This window comes from Microbulbifer sp. CNSA002, assembly GCF_047324085.1.
Lineage (GTDB): Bacteria > Pseudomonadota > Gammaproteobacteria > Pseudomonadales > Cellvibrionaceae > Microbulbifer.
Genome location: NZ_CP172449.1, coordinates 3,172,469 through 3,191,235, shown reverse-complemented (window position 1 = coordinate 3,191,235; position 18,767 = coordinate 3,172,469). Strand labels below are relative to the sequence as shown.

At 44.3% G+C, this 18,767-nt stretch carries 16 protein-coding genes; 10 read left to right on the top strand and 6 right to left on the bottom strand.

Annotated features, from left to right (window positions below; genetic code table 11):
* Positions 1 to 23 precede the first annotated feature (23 nt).
* The 3 genes from ACG1BZ_RS14185 to ACG1BZ_RS14175 all read left to right on the top strand — a co-directional run bounded on the left by ACG1BZ_RS14185 (position 24) and on the right by ACG1BZ_RS14175 (position 2,565).
* A complete protein-coding gene (locus tag ACG1BZ_RS14185) occupies positions 24 to 860 on the top strand; it encodes an SDR family NAD(P)-dependent oxidoreductase (RefSeq protein WP_413662387.1) in 837 nt (278 codons plus the stop codon).
* 33 nt (positions 861 to 893) lie between these two features.
* A complete protein-coding gene (locus ACG1BZ_RS14180; RefSeq protein WP_413662386.1) occupies positions 894 to 1,187 on the top strand; it encodes a hypothetical protein in 294 nt (97 codons plus the stop codon).
* A gap of 427 nt (positions 1,188 to 1,614) precedes the next feature.
* Positions 1,615 to 2,565: a DUF2608 domain-containing protein gene (locus ACG1BZ_RS14175; protein ID WP_282932393.1), complete on the top strand. Its 951-nt coding sequence runs from the start codon at positions 1,615 to 1,617 to the stop codon at positions 2,563 to 2,565.
* A 425-nt stretch (positions 2,566 to 2,990) separates the two neighbouring features.
* On the opposite strand, the gene ACG1BZ_RS14170 is transcribed toward ACG1BZ_RS14175, so the two are convergent.
* Positions 2,991 to 5,756 carry a di-heme oxidoredictase family protein gene (locus ACG1BZ_RS14170; RefSeq protein WP_413662385.1) on the bottom strand — a complete coding sequence of 922 codons (2,766 nt, stop codon included), beginning with the start codon at positions 5,754 to 5,756 and terminating at the stop codon, positions 2,991 to 2,993.
* A gap of 994 nt (positions 5,757 to 6,750) precedes the next feature.
* The gene (gene trmA / locus ACG1BZ_RS14165; protein WP_413662384.1) at positions 6,751 to 7,839 is read right to left on the bottom strand and encodes a tRNA (uridine(54)-C5)-methyltransferase TrmA; all 1,089 of its coding nucleotides are present in this window, start codon (positions 7,837 to 7,839) and stop codon (positions 6,751 to 6,753) included.
* Between the two features lie 53 nt (positions 7,840 to 7,892).
* On the opposite strand from trmA, the gene ACG1BZ_RS14160 reads away from it, so the two are divergent.
* The gene (locus tag ACG1BZ_RS14160) at positions 7,893 to 8,297 is read left to right on the top strand and encodes a secondary thiamine-phosphate synthase enzyme YjbQ (RefSeq protein WP_413662383.1); all 405 of its coding nucleotides are present in this window, start codon (positions 7,893 to 7,895) and stop codon (positions 8,295 to 8,297) included.
* A 27-nt stretch (positions 8,298 to 8,324) separates the two neighbouring features.
* Here the strand turns inward: ACG1BZ_RS14160 and ACG1BZ_RS14155 are convergent, their stop codons facing one another.
* Positions 8,325 to 9,350: a Gfo/Idh/MocA family protein gene (locus ACG1BZ_RS14155; protein WP_413662382.1), complete on the bottom strand. Its 1,026-nt coding sequence runs from the start codon at positions 9,348 to 9,350 to the stop codon at positions 8,325 to 8,327.
* 247 nt (positions 9,351 to 9,597) lie between these two features.
* A complete protein-coding gene (locus tag ACG1BZ_RS14150) occupies positions 9,598 to 10,488 on the bottom strand; it encodes a LysR family transcriptional regulator (protein WP_413662381.1) in 891 nt (296 codons plus the stop codon).
* A gap of 91 nt (positions 10,489 to 10,579) precedes the next feature.
* Between ACG1BZ_RS14150 and ACG1BZ_RS14145 the strand changes: the two genes are divergently transcribed.
* From ACG1BZ_RS14145 to ACG1BZ_RS14135, 3 genes are all read left to right on the top strand, one after another.
* Positions 10,580 to 11,746, top strand: a complete 1,167-nt coding sequence (locus ACG1BZ_RS14145; RefSeq protein ID WP_413662380.1) for an MFS transporter — start codon at positions 10,580 to 10,582, stop codon at positions 11,744 to 11,746.
* 56 nt (positions 11,747 to 11,802) lie between these two features.
* The gene (dkgB, locus tag ACG1BZ_RS14140) at positions 11,803 to 12,606 is read left to right on the top strand and encodes a 2,5-didehydrogluconate reductase DkgB (RefSeq protein WP_413662379.1); all 804 of its coding nucleotides are present in this window, start codon (positions 11,803 to 11,805) and stop codon (positions 12,604 to 12,606) included.
* A 451-nt stretch (positions 12,607 to 13,057) separates the two neighbouring features.
* Positions 13,058 to 14,434, top strand: a complete 1,377-nt coding sequence (locus ACG1BZ_RS14135) for a hypothetical protein (RefSeq protein ID WP_413662378.1) — start codon at positions 13,058 to 13,060, stop codon at positions 14,432 to 14,434.
* A gap of 464 nt (positions 14,435 to 14,898) precedes the next feature.
* Here ACG1BZ_RS14135 and ACG1BZ_RS14130 read toward each other — a convergent pair whose 3' ends face one another.
* Complete coding sequence (locus ACG1BZ_RS14130; RefSeq protein ID WP_413662377.1) at positions 14,899 to 15,105, bottom strand: hypothetical protein; 207 nt, start codon at positions 15,103 to 15,105, stop codon at positions 14,899 to 14,901.
* A gap of 140 nt (positions 15,106 to 15,245) precedes the next feature.
* Positions 15,246 to 15,485, bottom strand: coding sequence for a hypothetical protein (locus ACG1BZ_RS14125; protein WP_413662376.1), 240 nt, complete (start codon positions 15,483 to 15,485; stop codon positions 15,246 to 15,248).
* Between the two features lie 302 nt (positions 15,486 to 15,787).
* On the opposite strand from ACG1BZ_RS14125, the gene ACG1BZ_RS14120 reads away from it, so the two are divergent.
* From ACG1BZ_RS14120 to ACG1BZ_RS14110, 3 genes are all read left to right on the top strand, one after another.
* Positions 15,788 to 17,152: a hypothetical protein gene (locus tag ACG1BZ_RS14120; protein WP_413662375.1), complete on the top strand. Its 1,365-nt coding sequence runs from the start codon at positions 15,788 to 15,790 to the stop codon at positions 17,150 to 17,152.
* 519 nt (positions 17,153 to 17,671) lie between these two features.
* Positions 17,672 to 18,478 (top strand): hypothetical protein, encoded by an 807-nt coding sequence (locus ACG1BZ_RS14115; RefSeq protein ID WP_413662374.1) that lies wholly within the window; start codon positions 17,672 to 17,674, stop codon positions 18,476 to 18,478.
* Positions 18,475 to 18,678: a hypothetical protein gene (locus ACG1BZ_RS14110; protein WP_413662373.1), complete on the top strand. Its 204-nt coding sequence runs from the start codon at positions 18,475 to 18,477 to the stop codon at positions 18,676 to 18,678. Before ACG1BZ_RS14115 ends, ACG1BZ_RS14110 begins: the two co-directional genes overlap by 4 nt.
* Positions 18,679 to 18,767: the final 89 nt, after the last annotated feature.

Below are 18,767 nucleotides of genomic sequence, written 5' to 3'. Positions count from 1 at the left end.
AAAGCAAGGAAGGGAAAGCGCTTATGGATCAGGTATCTTACTTTAGTGGCAAGACGGCACTGATTACCGGTGGTGCTTCTGGAATCGGTGCGGCCTTGGCATGTCGACTGGCAGCACTTGGGGCTCAAGTCATTATCGCGGATATCCAGCGGGACCTGGCTACGCAGGTTGTCAGCCAAATACAGGAGTCCGGTGGGAGAGCATCGTTTGTTCACTTGGATGTTCGTAATTTTGATCAATTTTTTCAGGTCATTAGTGAAATATCTCCGTTAGATTTCCTTTTTAACAATGCTGGTATAGGGGTGGGTGGATATTTTTCCGATCATAATCTTGAAGATTGGAAAGCGGCGATTGATATCAATTTGTTTGGCGTTATTCATGGGCTCCAATGTGGTTTCCAGGCCATGAAGCGCCAGGGCTCTGGCCATATTATCAATACTGCCTCAATGGCGGCTTTAGTTCCGTCGCCAGCAATGGCCGCCTACTCAGCCTCCAAGAGTGCTGTGGTGGCAATATCAAAGGCTATTCGCCCTGAAGCTGGGTCCTGCGGTGTTCGAGTGAGTGTTTTGTGCCCCGGGGCAGTATCAACGCCGATTTTGCAGGGAGGTGGCGTCAGTGGGCGGATGCCAACCCCCATTCCACTTCAACAGCAGGCAGAGATGTTCGAGCCTCTGGGGCCAATATCTGCTGATGCTTTTGCAGAAAAGGCTTTGTTTCAAATTGCAAAGAACAAAGAAATCATTGTTGTGCCAGCAAAACTTAAGTTGCTGTGGTGGCTGGAAAGATTATTTCCTTCTTTGCTGTGTCGCCTTTCCTTTAAGCAGATGGAGAAAATACTTCAGCCTTTGGGACTAAAATAATTGTATCTTTGGAAAGGCGGAGTAAATTGGGAAATGATGATTTCCTGTGACCACTGTGGTGAAGTTTGGGAGTTTGCTGATAAGGCCCTGCCGAACATTCAAAAAATTACGCGGAATTTTTCTGAGGGGCGTATTAGCGTAAGTTTGATAAAAGCGCTGAGCGGTGAACTTAAATTGCCTATGCTCTACAGCAAAAAATTGGCTGTTCATATAACGGTAAGATCTGGGCACTGCTTTTACTGCCAGGAGCCCCTGGGCATAGAAGAAGCGTTTATAAAACACTGTCAGGGCTGTGGTGCCTTGAATTTGGATCGCAGATTCGCTTAATGGGGAGCAGCTTATTTAGAAGCACCCGGCGTGCCGAATTATCAGCATGCCGAGTTGGGGGAGGGGCAACTTTATGCCGCTAATAGCAGAATCTAATATCCGGGTTTGGGAAAAGTATATCTTTTAAGGGGCTGGTGGTTGTATTGTACGACAACAATATGAAGCTCTGTTCAAATTATTCACAGATTAAGTATTATTTCTTTGCTAATAGAGCTGGCGGCTTACGCTTCCTATTTGGTACCCCCTCAGAACTTGATTCGATTTTCTGTTTTTTTGGCTCTGAATGATAAATTGCTATTTTTCAGGGGCACAAGTTAAGTACTATCTAGTCTAGGCATTATGCCAGTACAGTCTCTGTCTCCAGCTACGCCAAAATCATTCACTTTTTTGTGTTAATAATCAGGGTAAGTAAAAAGGAATTTATTTTATGAGCAAGTTTAATTCTCTACTGTATTCGATTGTTTTAATTGTGGCTTCTCATTGTGTGTCTGCCGGTGCTATTAAGAAAGAGGTGAACAGCTTTGAGGACGTCCAGAATATAATTGAAGAATCAGCCACCCCAATAAATACGTTACTGGTTATGGATAATGATGACACCTTGAGTATGATGCCTTGCGCTGAAAAGTCTCAATGTCAATATCTTGGTGGCGCAGCTTGGTACTCATGGCAGGAAACTTTATTGGAAACCGATCCTAATTCAGGTTTCCTTGTGGCAAAAACAAAAGAGGAGTTGATTAATATATCCGGTTTGCTCTTCTCTGTGAGCAATATGGTTTATACAGATGACAATATTGTGCCGGTACTTGACAGTTTGAGGCAAAGTGGGGTGCGATTGATGGTTGAAACTGCAAGGGGCGATGCAGATGTTTCAGCTACTGAGAGACAGTTCAAACGCTTGCCAACCCCGAATACGTCCTACCAAAATTTATTAGAGCTTATTCGGTCAAATACTCTCAACTTCAGTCCAAATAATCAATTTAGCCTTGCAAGTCCGTTTAAGCCCTGTGATTTAAGTGAGGCAAGGCCAGTAAGCTATCGGCAAGGTATTATGTACTTAGCCGGGCAAGATAAAGGCTTTATGCTTGACTGCTTGCTGCGATCCTACAATTCTTCGGCTAATAGTAGTGAGCACTACCTAATTTCCAACATTATCTTCATTGATGACAGTTTTGAGAATGTCGAAAGTGTTTACCAGGCATTCAAGGACAATAAGAAGTATGAGGTAATAGCCCTGCACTACACCCGTCTAAGTAAGCACAAGCAGGATTTTATGGACGGGCCTCAGAAAAAAGCATTACAAGAAACTGCGAAAAAGAGATGGGAAACCATCATGGCGAGTCTTAATAGTGCGCTATTAATGCCGGCTGTTGAAAACTAGTTTAACTTCCTTGTAACTAAGCTCAACGGCTCCATTTCTAAACTGTCATCCAAGTAAAAAGGGAAGTGTATACGTCTACCTCTAATGTTTAATCGATTTTGGAGGTGCAGAGCACTCAGAAGAGATGGTAGTCGTTGTATAACGATTAATCGGTTATAACTCAGTTGAAGAGGGAGGAGCATTAACCGGCTGTAATTTCGCGAGCCACGCGCCTAGGTCTTTTTAGCGGAGTGCAGGCTTGCCGCACCATTGCTACTGAATCGATTTTTTAAGTTTTGATAAAAATAGAGCACGTTATTTGCGGATGGACGTTTCTGTAAAAGCTTTGAATTTTTCCAGTGAACAATAACGTATATCTCCACCAGAAAGGTATCCAGCAAGCTATGACCTTAGCTGGATACCCTTGTGATTGGTTAGGTTATGGTTTACAGCGACTGTAAGAACTTGAGTAGCGAGTTTCGCTCTGAAGCCGACAGATCAATATAGTTCTGTTGGCTCTCAGCAGCTTCTCCCCCGTGCCAGAGAATGGCTTCTTCAATAGACCGGGCGCGACCATCATGCAACAAATTACTGTGACCATTCACTGCGCTATTAACACCCAATCCCCATAAGGGAGGCGTTCTCCACTCGCGGTTGTACTCCGCGCTAATCGTCAAGTTGTCTGCCAAACCTTCGCCCATATCATGCAGGAGTAAGTCTGTATAGGGGCGAATGACCTTGCCTCTCAACTCCTCAAGAGGGTGAGCGTGATTGGTGTTCATCTCTGGCCGGTGACAGGATGAGCAGTTGATCGATTCAAATAGAGCTTCACCCTGAGCCACGATGGATTCATTGATTAAATCGGGATTTCTGGGCGGTGCGCCCAGTGCCTGAAGATAAGTAGTTAGGTCGTCCAGGTGAGAATCAGTGAGCTCTTCGTTGTGATTACTGTGCTTTTTACATTCCAGCTGTTCGATACCACAGTTTGCATTGGGTTCCAGTGCTGTGTTCACGCCAATATCATTGTTCAACGCATCTGCTGAGAAGCTGCGCAAGCTCGGTTGGGTAGCCTTCCAGCCAAAGCGTCCTACCTGGGGAAGAGGTGTTGAGCCCGTATCGACCAGTGATACTCGCCCAGAGATACCATCGCTATTGGAATCGTTAGGGTCGTGCCACTCAAGGATTTCTGTTTCGTCAACCGCCTCAAGTAAGCCCAAGCCAGTGATGTTTTGTGGCATACGTGGCGAAAAGTAATCAGCGGATGTGTTTTCACCTTCATTGGTTGTTACTACATAAGTGGGGGACTGTAGGGTGTAGCTATCCCCATTGGCATAGCTACCTTGAATGGGGCTATAGGTGACTTGAATAGATCCTTCTGGGGCTATGTCACTATTGAGTGAATGGGTTTGGAGGACAGGGCCAAAGTAGTGGTTTGGCAGGGGTTGTCCTGCTTGGGTTATTGCACCGGACGACAGCTTAAAGACCATCGAATTGGGAACACTAGCCTCTGAGGGGGCCGGGCCCCGGCCGTTATTGATATGGCACGCCAGACATGATTGCTCAATGGTTAAGCCTGCTGATAGGTTTGCCATATGGTTGAAGTCTGGGTTCCCGAGTTCCTCGTGCTCTCCGGTATTAAACCGAGTGTGGAATATCCTGCGACCATCTAGAAACTCGTTGTGCGTCTCCCACTGGATGTTGAGGGCTTCTCTGAAATAGGCTGTCCAGTCGGCGATTCCGCTATCCACGATGTAAGTATCATAGACATCAATACCATCCAGTATTGGGTAGGTGACTTCAACGGCATCAGCGTCGGAAGCCGTTGCCCATTTACCATCGCTGCCTGCATAGTAGGTAAGAGTATTATCGTCAGTATTTACTGAAATGACTTCTGAAGCGGGTACCGGGTCAGTAGCCCTGATGTATGCTGCGGTTGCTTCACCGGCACTTTCAACAGCGGTCTCAGTTTCCAGGTCTGCAACCATATGAATACCGGGTTGGCCCAGGAGAATGCGGTAGGTGTCTGTGTAGTAAACTGTCTGCCCACTGACATTCTCATCGCCCTCCTCAATGCCAATGAATTGCTGAAACTCCACCTCCATCCATTCGCCGACTTCCAGCTGCCCGTCATCACCATCGTGAGCATCGTAGGTGATACGACATACCCAGACTTGGCCTCTCCCATCTTCATCAGCTTCCCGGAAAGGGGTTTCATCAAATCTGGCGTTGCTATTAAAGTCAGCGCGGTGTTCATTTGAATAAGAGGAGCGGCATTCGGGTGGCCGATAAAGCGCGTATTCGGCAGAGTAAAAGATCTCAATCAGGTTCTCACCGGCGGGCGTATGGTCGTGAATCTCTATGCCAAAGGTTCTGTGTTCAAAGTAGAAGGTCGGGAACTCGTAAAAACTATCCTCGGATTCATGTCGCAGACGTGCTCGGCCACTTGCCAGTGTTACAATGGTGCCATCTTCCTGAATATACCAGTGTTGGGACTCTTCTCCTGGCTGCTCAGTATCAAATAGAGGGGTATATTCTATGGGCACGGTTTGATTAATTTCCTCTGCCGCACGATCAAAAACCATCAGTTCCCACAAACTATATTGCGAACTCCCCTCACTGAGTTCAGTTCCGTTTAGCTGGACATAGCGATACTCTCCACCAATTAGGTGAGAATCAATGCGTTGGCCATATTCTCCTGAATCAGCTGTTGCCAGGGTGGTCCATGTTGTGCCGTCGCTTGAGCCCAGTACCTCGTAAGATTTTGCGTTGTGATCGCCCCAGTCTATGACCACTTTGCTGAGCAAGTGTGTAGATTTAAGGTCAAGGGTGAGGCTTGATGTGCTGGCAGTATCACCACTTTCCCAAAGTGTCCTTCTTAAGTCATCAATGGCAAGGACCCCGTTGCCAGAACTGGAAGAAATAGTTCCACTACCTGCAATATTTTGTCCAACCTCTTTATCGGACTCAGCTGGATCACTGTTTGAATTTGGTGTCTCTTCGTCGGACTCATCCGGGTCATCGCTTGAAGTCGGTGTTTCATCACTGGAGCCGTTGCCCTGAGAGTTGGGGGTAGCTTCTGTGGGGTCTTCATCAGAGCTATTATCCCCGCCTCCACCACCACATCCGGACAATACCATTATGAATAAGGCGAAAAATGCTGTTAAATAGATTTTTGCCAGTGGATTGATTGTTTTCTTGAAATACGGATCCATATATTTCTCGTTTTATCAACAGCTATATATAGTAATAGTGATGAAATGAACTTTTTCTTTAATTTAAAAGGAGAATTTCAAAATTCTTGTTAAGTGTGCTTGGTTCGGGGTAAAAATAATTTAACTATTATTTTTAGTGTGTGTCCTTTTGTTTGTATGTGCTGCTGTTTTTTGGTAATGATTGCTCTTGGCTAATGTTGGGAATGAATTTTCTAGCTTGATTTGTAGGGCGACATAATAGTTATATTTTTTATGTGCATCGTTATGCTGCGCCCAGAGGGGATGAATTTAAGTTAAGAAGGAAAGCGATATGAACTTGTTCTCAGCTTCCTGTTTTACTTCGCATGATGAATACGACAGGGTTCACCTTATGTCCGTGATTTAGATTGGTTTATTTAATAGGTCTGGCTTATAGATTGATATCGTGTGTCAGTTGTGATGCTGAGTGCGTTAAAAAGTTAATCTTTAGTCTTGTGTAAGATTTGACACGGCTAAAAATAGTTATTTAAAGATTGGTATTTAGTTTTCTACCCACAATTACCTTTATTCCCATGGGTGTTTTTTATTAATTAACAAGCTCACCAACACTAGGTGTCACGCTCTAAGTCTCGATAATTCATTTTTTATACGTGAAGGTATTATGTATATTGAAAGGTGGGCCTTACTTTTTTATGAGTGGTTATCGAACATTGATCATCGCTACGTCGAGCCTGATTCTTATAAAAAGTCCAAGCTTACTGGAGTGGTTGGTTTTAGCTATTGATTAATACAGCAATGACTTGAGCAGGGTGTGTAGATTATTTAATGGTGCTCATCGTTTGGAAAGTAAGTTGAAATCTCTTCGGCTCAGATAATATCGAGAAATGAGTATAGTTTTTAAAAGCTACTTGTATTGCTGAGCTTTGAATCTTTATGGTGATTTTATAAATGGACTTAGGAAGGCCTCCAGCGTTCAATAGGATCAGAATGCTGGAGGACTTCAGCTAGTGAGGCACTACTTCCTCACTAGCAATAACCCGGTTTCCGTATGATCTGTATAAGGGAACTGATCAAACAGAGCAAATCGTTCAATGCGATGGGTTTTGGTCAGCGACTCCAGGTTTTCCAATTGGGTTTCCGGATTGCAGGAGATATACAGGATTCTCGGGAAGTGGGCGACCATCGCACAGGTGTCTTCATCCAAGCCCGCTCGGGGAGGATCAACCAGGACGGTGGAGAAATCGTAGCTATCCAGATCTATATCCTTAAGGCGGCGAAAGGGGCGTACCTTATCAATGGCCTGGGTAAACTCTTCACTGGACAGGCGTACGATATCCAGATTGGTGATCTGGTTGTTGGCGATATTCTCCTGGGCGGAATTTACCGATACCTTGGAGATTTCAGTGGCCAGGACCTTGCGGAATTTCTCACTGAGCGGGATGGTGAAATTGCCATTGCCACAGTAGAGCTCCAGCAGATCGCTATCACTATCTCCGCAGGCACTTCTCGCCCACTGGATCATGGAACGACAGATCTCTCCATTGGGTTGGGTAAAGCTGCCTTCTACCTGTTTGTACTGGTAAGTTTTCCCATCGATATCCAGTTTCTCGGTAACGAAGTCACGCTCCAAAACCACTTTTTGCTTGCGTGAGCGCCCCAAAATCGGGAATCCCAGCTGTGCCTGGAGTGCTTTGGTTTCCTCCTCCCAGGTCTCATCCAGTTTCTTGTGGTAGATCAGCGTAATCAGCGCATCACCATTCAGCGTGGTAAGAAACTCGGCGGAGAACAGGCGTTTGCGTAGGACTTCGCTATTATTGACAGCAGCCAGCACCTTCGGCATCAACTGGTTCATCAGCTCAGAGCCGACGGTAAACTCATCGATGATAAAGGGCTTCTTGTACTCACCCTGGCGGTACATGGCGTAATTGGCTACACCTCCCTCATGCCACACCTTGAATTCGGCGCGCAGGCGGTAGTGAATGGGTGGGGAGGGGAAGAGTTCCGGCTCCAGGTCAGTGAACTTGCTGTAAGCCTCTTGCAGGCGCTCGGCCTTGTCTTGAAGCTGTTGTGGGTAGTCGTCAGTATTAACGCGGTACAGTGCCATATTACAATGCGGTGTCAGTACAAAAAGCGGGCGCGAATTATATAGGAAACCGTATGGCAATAGGTGAGATAAAAATTCCGGTTCATGGGCAGGGGCTTCACGAGTTTACCGGCAGTGTAGTTGATTGGGTCAGTAAGCAGGCTCTCGATGAGGGGTTGTGTACACTTTTCATACAGCACACCTCTGCAAGCTTACTGATCCAGGAGAATGCCGACCCCAGTGCGCGCCGTGACCTTGAGAACTGGCTCAATCGACTGGTGCCGGAAAATGACTCGCTTTATACCCATACCCTTGAAGGGCCAGATGATATGCCGGCCCATATCAAATGCAGCCTTACCGCGACCAGCTTGTCCATTCCAGTGCAAAAGGGGCGCTTGATGCTGGGTACCTGGCAGGGGATTTACCTTTGGGAGCACCGCCATCACCACGGGGCTCGGCACGTTATCCTCCATATCTGATTCAATACCGCGCGTTGGTGGCGATAGCTAGACAGCTACGCCAACTGCCTGACAGTACTGGTCGATCAATGACTGGGTTGCGTGGGCCCTCTCTATAGCCTGGATACGATCAACTTGATTATCTGGGGTTGTTAAGCTGCAGAAGTCTTCGATCATCTGTACCGCCTGCGATCGCTCTATTGGCACTTGTTGGTGTTCGAACTTATCTGGCGATGCCTGCCCCCTGCGAACCACAAATTCTGGCGTATATTCAGGATTGTAAAAGGCAGCGCTGTCTCTCCAGTCGAGTACAAAGTCGTCTAGCTGGATCAGGCCGCTTTCTCCCAGAATATCCAGGTCCATTTGCCAAACGCCTGAGTCATATCCGAACTCAAAAGTTGAAGTCTGCCCGCTGGCAAATTCAATCAGGCCTGCACCGCTAATAATGGTCCCTGTTTGTGAGTCCCGCTTTATCGCTCCTGAAATTGTCTTTATTGCTCCTGTGGGGTGCATATATTCGACGATTGCACGCATGTTGTACCAGCCGATATCCCCGATTGCGCCAGTGGGTTCTTTGTGTGAATCGAAGCGAATATTGTTGCGGTCCATCATCGAGACAAAAAAGGCGCTGTGAATTCTGTTAACTGGGCCCAGATTCTTTTTTTGTTGCTGAATGATTTTGGCCGTGCGGGGGTGGTGGGTGAAATGTGTGGCATCCATAAATGCCAACCCTTCAGACTGAGCCCGAGCGGCAACTTTGTCGACCGAGGCAGTATTGAGAAAAGGTTTCTCACAGAGAAGATGCTTATGGTTGGCCAGTGCCGCGAGGCAGATTTCCTCGCGGCTGGTGGTGGGGCTAGCCACGTAAATGGCATCCGAATCTTCCGCCTCTACCAGCGACCTCCAATCCGGGTAGACATTGGGAATTCCGTGTTCGCGGGCGAACTCTTTGGCCCGTGTGTGCCGCCTGCTTGCGACGGAGGAAAGACTGGCGCTGTCTGCTTGGCTGATGGCTTGGGAGGTAAAGTCAGCAATATTGCCTGTGCCAACAACTCCGAAACGTATGCTCGCCATTGAAGGGTGCCTTGAGGTGGATTGAGGGATGGCAGGGACCAGTTTAGTAGAGAATAGAATAACCAAAGCTTGTTAAGCTGGTTTTGTGTTTGGTTATCAAATTTGGCCTTGCTTTTAAGGATAGTGGTTTCAGTGACTAATAAAATAAAGTGAGGCAGGCTGATTTTTCAGGATATTTAAAAGTGCATGATTAGGTCTTTTTGCCGTTGTGGTTTGAGTGTATTGGTGTTGCATTTTCATCGGTTTTCTATGCAAGTGTTAAGCGCGGTTCAATAAAGTCTAAAAAAGCACGAATACGAGAAGATAGGGCTGTGTTGCGATAGAAAACGGCGTTGACGAGTTCCCGCTGGTTCTGCTTGGATACACTCCCAGGTAGTATTTCTACTAGCTTCTTTGTTTTTAAATCTTTCTTAATCATGAAATGCGATAATAATGCCAGGCCTTCCCCTTGCAGGCACATTTGTCGAATTAGCTCTCCGTTGCTGCTACTGATATTCGGTTTTATGTCAACGCCTTTTCCGATAGGCCAACTATTAAGATGTGTGGATTGAGTAAAGCCGATGATCCTGTGGTTGGTTAATTCATTAATATTGTTAGGGGAGCCGTAGCGCTCCAGATATTGCCGGCTGGCGACAATGGATAAAGGGCTTCGCCCTAAAAAACGCGCATGCAAGTTGGAGTCTTTTAAGGGGCCAATTCGAACCGCAACGTCGGTTCGACGCTCAATGAGATCAATAATGCTCTCATTGCTGACAAGCTCTAATTCTATGTGTGGATAGGCTTGTTGAAATTCAGGTAGTAGTGGCACTAATTGGTGAATCATAAACGGCGTCACCGCATCCACCCGTAGCCGCCCTGACGGCTGCTCCTTCAGTTCTTTCAGGGTGTCTTCCGCTTGGCTTAAACATCGCAGCCCTTGCCTCACCCTGTCGCTGAAGAGGCGCCCCTCCTCTGTTAACTCGAGTTTGCGTGTGGTCCGATTTAGCAGGGTACAGTCTAGTTCTGACTCGAGGCGGCTCAAGGCCCTGGATACCCGTGCAACCTGAATATCCAGGGCGCGCGCGGCTGCGGACAAGCTACCAGAGTCAATGGTTGCCAGGAAAATTTCTAGATCTTCGGTACGCGAGATTATTGCCATATTTGCAAAGGTGATTTGATAGTGTTGCGGTTTTTAATAAAATTATCAGCCCACATACTCCGGCGCAACCTCATTGCTCCGGGAGAAGAGTATGCCTATTGCATTGTTGGCACTCACGCTGAGTGCTTTTGCGATCGGGACCACCGAATTCGTGATAGTAGGATTGGTGCCCATCATTGCTCAAGATTTGAGTATTTCATTACCGTCAGCTGGATTGTTGGTCAGCTTGCACGCTGTTGGAGTCGCCGTGGGCGCGCCGGTGTTAACGGCCTTAACCGGCCGTTGGCCGCGGAAGCATGTGCTGTTGGCTCTGATGTCGTTGTTCGTGCTTGGGAATCTTTTGGCATGGATGGCACCCAGTTATAGCTCGCTGATTACGGCGCGTATTTTGACGGGTCTCGCTCATGGTGTTTTCTTTTCAATTGGCTCGACTATCGCCACAGGGCTGGTGAGTAAAGACAAAGAAGCTAGTGCCATCGCCATTATGTTTACCGGGCTGACGGTTGCACTTGTGACTGGTGTACCCTTAGGTACATGGATCGGCCAGCATTTTGGCTGGCGAGCAACCTTCATTGCGGTAGCGGGGTTGGGGGTGCTTGCATTAATTGGCAGTGCGCTTTTGGTGCCCAATAATCTCAAACAGTCGCCGCCAGCACGGTTATCTCAGCAGCTCAGTGTGTTAACCCAACTTTTAGTGTACGCAATGACTGCCGTTGGCTATGGCGGTACTTTTACCGTATTTACATTTTTAGCTCCAATCTTAGAGCAGGTTTCTGGGTTTGAGACCGGTGCTATCGGATTAATAATGCTGGTCTATGGCTTTTCGGTAGCAGTTGGTAATATTTTGGGTGGCAAACTTGCAGATAACTTAGGGCCTATTCGGGCGCTATCCATTATATTTTCCGCACTCGCTTTTATCTTGTTTATTTTTACATTCACTGCAGCCAATCCCATCACGTCGGTATTGACAATTCTAATTTGGGGCGCGTTTGCATTTGACAATGTCCCAGGGCTGCAAGTTTATGTTGTGCAGCTCGCCCAAAAATATACGCCACATGCAGTGGATGTAGCATCAGGGCTCAATATTGCAGCTTTTAACATTGGCATTGCACTAGGTTCACTCTTGGGTGGCCTCATCATTGAGGATATGTCACTCATGGATACATCTTGGGTCGGAGGCTCAATCATGATTTTGGCACTGATGCTTACCCGACTATCTGGGTCACTGGATAAATATAGTCATTTAAAAATGGCGTAAGCCAATTTATTAAATATGAAAGACAATCTGTTAAATATCATTAAGAGAGAAGTACTATGAGTGAATTACCAAGTTTGGGAATGGGTACCTTCCGCTTAGAAGGTGATGTCGCAATCGAGTCAGTTAAACAGGCACTTGAAGCGGGATACCGCCATATTGATACCGCACAAATCTATGGCAATGAGTCTGAGGTTGGAATCGCCATAAAGAAAAGTGGAATAACCCGTGAAGAATTGTTCCTTACTACAAAAGTATGGCTAGATAATTTAACGCAAGAAGCATTCATAAGCAGCGTAGAAGTTAGCCTCAAAAAATTAAAGGTTGAATCGGTCGATCTGCTGTTAATTCACTGGCCAGAAAAAGATGGGAGGGCCTCCATGGAAACCTATCTTAAGTTATTAGCCCAGTGTCAACAAAAAGGGCTTACCAAGCACATCGGTGTCTCAAACTTCACAATCAAACAGCTTGACAACGCTATTGATATTCTGGGTGAAGGCAAGATCTACACCAATCAAATTGAAGTACACCCGTACTTGCAAAATACTGCGGTTATTGAGCATTGCAAGAAGAGAGGTATTACGGTAACGGATTATATGCCGTTAGCGGTGGGAAAAGTTATGTCTGATGATGTGCTATTAAAAATTGCAGAGCGCTACAACGCAACCCCAGCTCAAATTGCCATTGCGTGGCAATTGAAACAAGGGCTTGTAACTATACCTTCCTCAACAAAACGCAAGAACCTGGATGCAAACTTGGAAGCACTTAAGATCACGTTAACAGATGAAGATATGCGGAAAATTAGTGCTTTAGAGGCTGGTGAACGTATCGCCAACCCGGAGTTTGCTCCTTACTGGGACTAAACAATAGCAGGTTCAAAATATTGATGCGTGTAATAGAGGCAATCGCTTTGTGTATTAGTTTGAGAAGTGATTGCTTCGCTTGACATGGAGGTAAAGGTCTAAGGAAAAAGCTTCAATCAGCTTATATGGCTTGCAGTACAGTCGGGCTGATACTTGAAATCTATCCCAAATCTAGTATCCCGGTCACAAAGTAATGCTCGCCGTACATGGTGAGATACGCAGTGGCAATAATAGGCTGCGTCAAGAGATGTCTGAGTGCTTCGAGGGAAGTGTATCGATTGTACCCGTAAAATTCTTAATGAATATCTAGTATTCTGTAGGTTTGCGATCTTTTGTTAATGTGATTGGCAGTTTATACTTTCTGCCTGATGGGTGTCCATAAAAATGATCCCCGAATTCTTAGAGAAAATAATAGCTAGCGCTAAAGCCATTGAATAAAGGATAGTCACTTATGGCGGTTGTAAATACATTTCTAATCCCGGGGGCATTTTGGATCAGGCCGGTAGGAAATGATAATCGTATTCTTATAGATGGATTGAAACCTTACATCGAATGGCTTGGAGATTTTAACGAATTTAGGCTTATCGAATTCAATCGATATTTTAATTCTATACAGCTTGATCCTAGAGATAAGGATGCTTGGCTGGTTTCAGTGGAGGGTGAGTGGTACACCTATAATCACAGCGAGCTATCTAAGGTTGAGGATGAAGCTTTTAAGGCTTCGTTAAGTACCACAACAACTAAAAACTATGAAATTGTGAGTCTAGGTCTTTGGTCTTTTGATATCATTTCAAGGTTGAGTGGGGAGTCTCGCCAATTTACGGAGAGGCGAGCGTCTTTTATCTGTGAGACCGAAGGAGACTTAGTTTTTAGGCTCGGAAAAAGAAAAGCGTTTGTTAAATATGATAATACGCTTAATGAATTGGCGTCACTTGAGTATGATGATTCAGGAATTCCTTCTGGTGACACTGCAATCGATTCTTATCTATTTTTCAGTAATCTGGGGGCGAGACACGATCTAAAGGTTCTTGATTTGCGCACATTCAAAATAAAATTTGAATATGAGGATATCGGCTCTAATACTTTTTCAGTTTATAAGGTTGGTAATAAGTATTTTATTTTTTCGAACGGAAGAATTTTAGTTTGGAATCATTTGAGTGGAGATATAGAGTGTGTTGAGTTGCCGGGAAGAATTTCGGCGTATTTGATGTCTGATAACTGTTTTTATGTTGGGTTTGAATCAGACCCTCACTTATATTTATACGATGTGAACTCTTTAGATCTTTTGAAGAAAAAGAAGGTGGTTCAAAATGGTTTTTACCCCCTGATTATTACTGAATCAAATGAATGTTTGGCATTGCGATGTAATGCATCTACTGGGAATCCTTTGTTAAAGAAAGCATATTTTGTCCCTTTTACTAAGGCGTCTTTCTTAAGTAGCGATGATTTTGAGCTTGAAATAGAGCATCCCATCTATAATGAGCAGGAACGCTATCCAGAAGGTGAACAGCTATTTATATTGTCGTTTTCCATTGATGCCAGTCATGATTACGTTACTATTATTCGTCAGAGTTTGGCTATTTTAGAAGATGCTATTACTTGCCATGCAGTACAATATGTGGCAGGCGATGAGAATCAAACTTATAGTGAAAATTTTGGCGGTCAGATAGAAATAGTATTTAAAAATTGTGATGCTCTGGATGCCGAGCAGAAAAAAGCGTTAGAGGCCTCTTTGTATGAAATTGCCAATGACGCAAAGCTTGTGAATAAAGCTTATGCCAATGGTGAGCCAAAGGACTTACAGGTTGAGGTTAGTTTTACCAGCTAGAATTATCAGGGGTGGTCGGCATATAGCCATCCCGAACTAACCAACGATTTTTCCCGTAATAACACAATTCTGGATGCCCATAGATTGAGGGGAGTCGCTAGTTTTAATAGTTATTTCTTTCTGCTTTATAGTTAAGGTGAAGTGCGGAATGAAGATCTTTTCTTGGGCTTAGAAAACAGTGGTTATGGGTGAGTATGGAAAGTAGTATCGAGAGAATAGAAGGGAGTTAGCAGGGTGTTGCAGAAAGGTATAGCTGAGAATCGCCTATGCTGCGTACCCAGTTTATTGAGTCACCTGCAAGCGTGTCGTACGGCCTCAGCAGACCCTGCCGAACGTTTAAAGCGGCTTTCAAAATTACGATTAAGATAAAGCCAGTGCCTTGGTGGAGTACCCAGTCGCTCGAGTATGGGAGGAATATTTTCAGCAATGGCTCCGAGCTTACTGGAGTTTAGATACCGCCCGCTCTAATCGACTAGATCTAAATAGTGATCCAGTCGAAAAGGAAGTCCTTTAGGCATATTCAGTCGCTCACCGCCTACAAGTGGCAGTAGCTCTTTGGGCTGCTCGTCCAAGATTGATGCACGAATACGCTGCTGAATGGAAGTGTGATCAGAATCTTCAGGGGTTTTTGCCATATTAGCGCGGATGAGGTTGAGGACTACATAGGCCATACAGGCGGCAAGGGCCTTTTCATCCTATAAAGCTTGGGATTTAAAAGGTCATTCTCAGAAGCGCCCCGAGCACTTGTCTTCAGCGTTAGCTTGGCGAGCGATAGACTCATTTAAACAGCGCATAAACCAGCTGACATTCGTTAAGCGTTGTCGCCATATCGAAGCGACGTTTTTAGTGCCTTAAGCTTGCAGGGATCAAGAGCATCACCGTTTAGATAGCGTTGGGCCAAATTAGAGGTCGTGAATATTTTTTGCCGGCGATCAATCACCTCTAACTTATCGGCAGATTTTTTGTCAATGTAGAGTACTACATGGTAGTGATTGCTCATTACTGCATAGGCGGCAAGGTCCAGGGCAAAAATCTCAGATAAATTATACATACGATTTTCAATCCGCTCGCGGCGATGCTGGTAATCTTTCCTGGATACAGTATCCCGAGCGCAAAGGGCTGTTCGCTGTACATAGAAGGATATGCAATGAAAGTAGAGCGTTGAATCAGGAAATATCTGGGTGCTTCGCGATAGAGATATCAATTGTACGTAGATAAATACGGATTAATATCCATAGATCTTTAGGTTGAAACTCTTTTGCCAATGACGTTGGCGGTTTATACTTTATATGTGTGGGTGTCAATAACTGCTCATGATTTTTAAAGTTAAAGACCGATAGAGTTTTGATTAATATGAATATATTTTGGTTTTACGGAGATCTTGGTAAGTTCTTTAAAAAAGGTTCCTCATTTCTTACCGAGGACTGTTTTGCAATATATGAGGTTTGTGGGCACTCTGTTCAGTATATAAATTCCACGGCAACTTTAGATAATTGGAGCTATGTTGAAGATGAAATTATAGTTAAGTCAAAATCAGGCGAAATTCACCTTCTTCAAGATGGGAAAGTAGACCTTAAAAATGAATTGCTAGTTCATAATCCAATATCTATTAAAGGTCTGTATGCGGGTGTTATTTACAGGTCTTGGAGGGAAAAATACCTCGCAGTCTTGAATTTGGAAGATGACGACTGCTTGAAAATAAAGGGGGGGTATATAGGTGCTTCAACAGATGGCAATATTATTTTTACAACCGAGGGGCGGTGCTTATTAGCTTTTGATTTGAAGCTTGAAATGAAATGGTCGGTCGACCTATTTTCTAATAGAGATTATAGAACTTTAAATGTTGGAAAGTTGTCTGGGCTGTATTTCATTGATGACCTAGTGGTTGTTAATAGAGGGTTAGTATATGGTGAAGATATAGGTCAGGTAATAGCTTTGTCGCGCAATAGAGGCGAAGTGGTGTGGGAATATACTTATCAGGGTGAGCCAGAATTTTCCTTTATGGAAGGGGATAAATATTTCTTGGTTCTTAATGGCAACATCATTGTCTTGAATGGAATAACCGGAGAGTTTATACAGTCAATAGAGTTGGGTCTGGGTAATGAGATAATTGTTTTTCCAAATGGAAATGATATTTTAGTCGGTTCAAATAAAACGCGAATACTGTATAGATATAGTTTGGCTGCCGATAGGCTAATATCAATTGGAAAGCTACCTAATGATTGTAAATTTTGTTTGGCTGGCCTCCCTTATGAGACTGATGAGAATATTTGTATCCAGTTACGATTGGATCATCCAACATTAAAATTTGCTAGGAGTGGATTACTTGTTGTAGAAAAGGATTGTTTTGGTGGTCGTATTGACACTGAAAAACAACTGGCTAGTTCATTGCTTGTCACGGAAGATTCATTAGGTGAAAGGGTCTACTTAGTTAAAATTAGTTGTAATTCTATAGATGACCTAAGGCGACTAGGCGCAGTTTTAATAGCAGAATATGCCTATACCTATGGTGAACCTTCGGGGGTTCCTTTAATGACCCCAGATAAATCCCATAAAGGTAAGATTAAAGTTGTTGTGGATAGGGACGCCTTACCCTCTGATGCAGAGGAAAAATTAAGAGTTTGGGTAGATAATTTGAGCGAAAATTTTGCCAAAATGGCAATATATCCTGGTGCGGGACAAGACTACCAATTTTCTATTGATATTGAGTTGAGCTAAGTATAAATAGCTATTTTAATGAAGTGGGATTAATACAATTCTGGGCATCCATAGATTATAGAAAGTTGTTAGCAACGTTGCTAGCAATAGTGGCGATGAATTGCTTTTGCCAGCGATCAATCACCTAGAAAAGAGACCACTTATCAGCAGATTTTTTGTCAATATAGAATACCACGCGGAAGTAATTACTCATTACGGCATAGGTGGCAATATCCAGGGAAAAACTTCAGCTAACTTATACATACGGTTTTCAATCCACTCACGCCGATAATCATAATCTTTTCCAGGTACAGTATCCCGACCACAAAGGAATGCTCGGTGCACCCAGCGGGATATGCAATGGTAATATGGTGTTTCATCAAGAGATATTTGGATGCTTCGCGGTAGGGCCATTGATTGTCCACGCATTTGCTGGATTAATGTCCAGTATTTTGTGGGTTTACACTCTTTTTTCGATGGTGTTGGCGGTTTATACTTTATGTTTGATGAGTGTTCAGAAATGTTTGAGGAGATGATGGGGTGAAGCCAGGTTATGGTCATAGTTATCAAAAAGACTGTGAAGTTTATGGTCAGTTCCAGTATTTATGGAAAACCGATGACCCACAATGGATAGAAAAGCGTAAAGAAAATTGGCGTCGCTATGTTGAAGTGGCGGGAGGCTCTCCGCTGAACAAGTACTTAGGAGAGTTTTATGTGTTTGGCAAGGAGCCAGTCAGTTTTTTAGAGGATGAAGATACTGGTGAGCGTGAAATAATTAAGTTTGAGTTCAAGCATCGTATTGCTTACATGCCATTTGAAACAGTTGATCAGGCGAAAAAGTTTTGGAGTGAGGCCGTTACAAAACGCTATGCACGCGAACAACAGCATGGTGCTGCACGTTATGTTTCAGGTTGTCTGGATGGCTTTCCTGAGCGGGATAAAATGGTAAAAATGGTGGCTGAGGCTCTATTCAATAAAGATTATTTTATGCTGAAAAATTCTCAGCAAAGAGCGATTACCGTTAGTCCATTGGGGTTTATGGTTGGTTTTACTCGAGTCTGGGAAGTTGCTGATGAATTTAAGTATAAATGGAGTTACAGTTGTTTTACCTTTGATTATTTTATGGATTGCGTGCGCTATTGCGACTTGCACGATTTAGTCAAGGCGCCTGTTCACAAAAATTCCTTGTCGGATATGTACAAAGTTTTGTTGCGGCTCGATGATACGGAGTTAAGTCCATATCGATTGGAGCTTAAACGGAAGTTAATTGCCGTAGCTAAAGCTGATGATGCCCCTTCACTATTAGCTGAAGCTTTGGAAAACGTAATAAGCGATCAGGAAGAATGAGCTTAGCTATTACTTTTTTGCTGCATGCGGACGATGATAAAATCATCGAAGCTCTGAGTTCACTATTACCATCAAAAGGTCGCCCAGCATTTTCTGAAGATGTGAAGCCGGGCTGGAAGCGGATTTTTCAATTAGTTGAGCTTTTATTTCCACCTGATAAATTGGTGAGAGAAAAATTATTTATGGCTGGAATGGTTTGAGGCTCCATATTCCTTATTATCGTTGAAGAAGAACTTGGAGAAAATGGGTGCATCTATAGTTTTTATGCATACTGCAGAAGATCCGTTAA

Excerpts from the sequence above, each read along its gene's own strand:
- ACG1BZ_RS14180 (WP_413662386.1), top strand. The coding sequence starts at position 894 with ATGATGATTTCCTGTGACCACTGTGGTGAAGTTTGGGAGTTTGCTGAT.
- ACG1BZ_RS14125 (WP_413662376.1), bottom strand. The coding sequence starts at position 15,485 with ATGTATAATTTATCTGAGATTTTTGCCCTGGACCTTGCCGCCTATGCA.
- ACG1BZ_RS14135 (WP_413662378.1), top strand. The coding sequence starts at position 13,058 with ATGGCGGTTGTAAATACATTTCTAATCCCGGGGGCATTTTGGATCAGG.
- dkgB (WP_413662379.1), top strand. The coding sequence starts at position 11,803 with ATGAGTGAATTACCAAGTTTGGGAATGGGTACCTTCCGCTTAGAAGGT.
- ACG1BZ_RS14150 (WP_413662381.1), bottom strand. The coding sequence starts at position 10,488 with ATGGCAATAATCTCGCGTACCGAAGATCTAGAAATTTTCCTGGCAACC.
- ACG1BZ_RS14185 (WP_413662387.1), top strand. The coding sequence starts at position 24 with ATGGATCAGGTATCTTACTTTAGTGGCAAGACGGCACTGATTACCGGT.
- trmA (WP_413662384.1), bottom strand. The coding sequence starts at position 7,839 with ATGGCACTGTACCGCGTTAATACTGACGACTACCCACAACAGCTTCAA.
- ACG1BZ_RS14120 (WP_413662375.1), top strand. The coding sequence starts at position 15,788 with ATGAATATATTTTGGTTTTACGGAGATCTTGGTAAGTTCTTTAAAAAA.
- ACG1BZ_RS14130 (WP_413662377.1), bottom strand. The coding sequence starts at position 15,105 with ATGGCCTATGTAGTCCTCAACCTCATCCGCGCTAATATGGCAAAAACC.
- ACG1BZ_RS14175 (WP_282932393.1), top strand. The coding sequence starts at position 1,615 with ATGAGCAAGTTTAATTCTCTACTGTATTCGATTGTTTTAATTGTGGCT.
- ACG1BZ_RS14110 (WP_413662373.1), top strand. The coding sequence starts at position 18,475 with ATGAGCTTAGCTATTACTTTTTTGCTGCATGCGGACGATGATAAAATC.
- ACG1BZ_RS14170 (WP_413662385.1), bottom strand. The coding sequence starts at position 5,756 with ATGGATCCGTATTTCAAGAAAACAATCAATCCACTGGCAAAAATCTAT.
- ACG1BZ_RS14155 (WP_413662382.1), bottom strand. The coding sequence starts at position 9,350 with ATGGCGAGCATACGTTTCGGAGTTGTTGGCACAGGCAATATTGCTGAC.
- ACG1BZ_RS14160 (WP_413662383.1), top strand. The coding sequence starts at position 7,893 with ATGGCAATAGGTGAGATAAAAATTCCGGTTCATGGGCAGGGGCTTCAC.
- ACG1BZ_RS14145 (WP_413662380.1), top strand. The coding sequence starts at position 10,580 with ATGCCTATTGCATTGTTGGCACTCACGCTGAGTGCTTTTGCGATCGGG.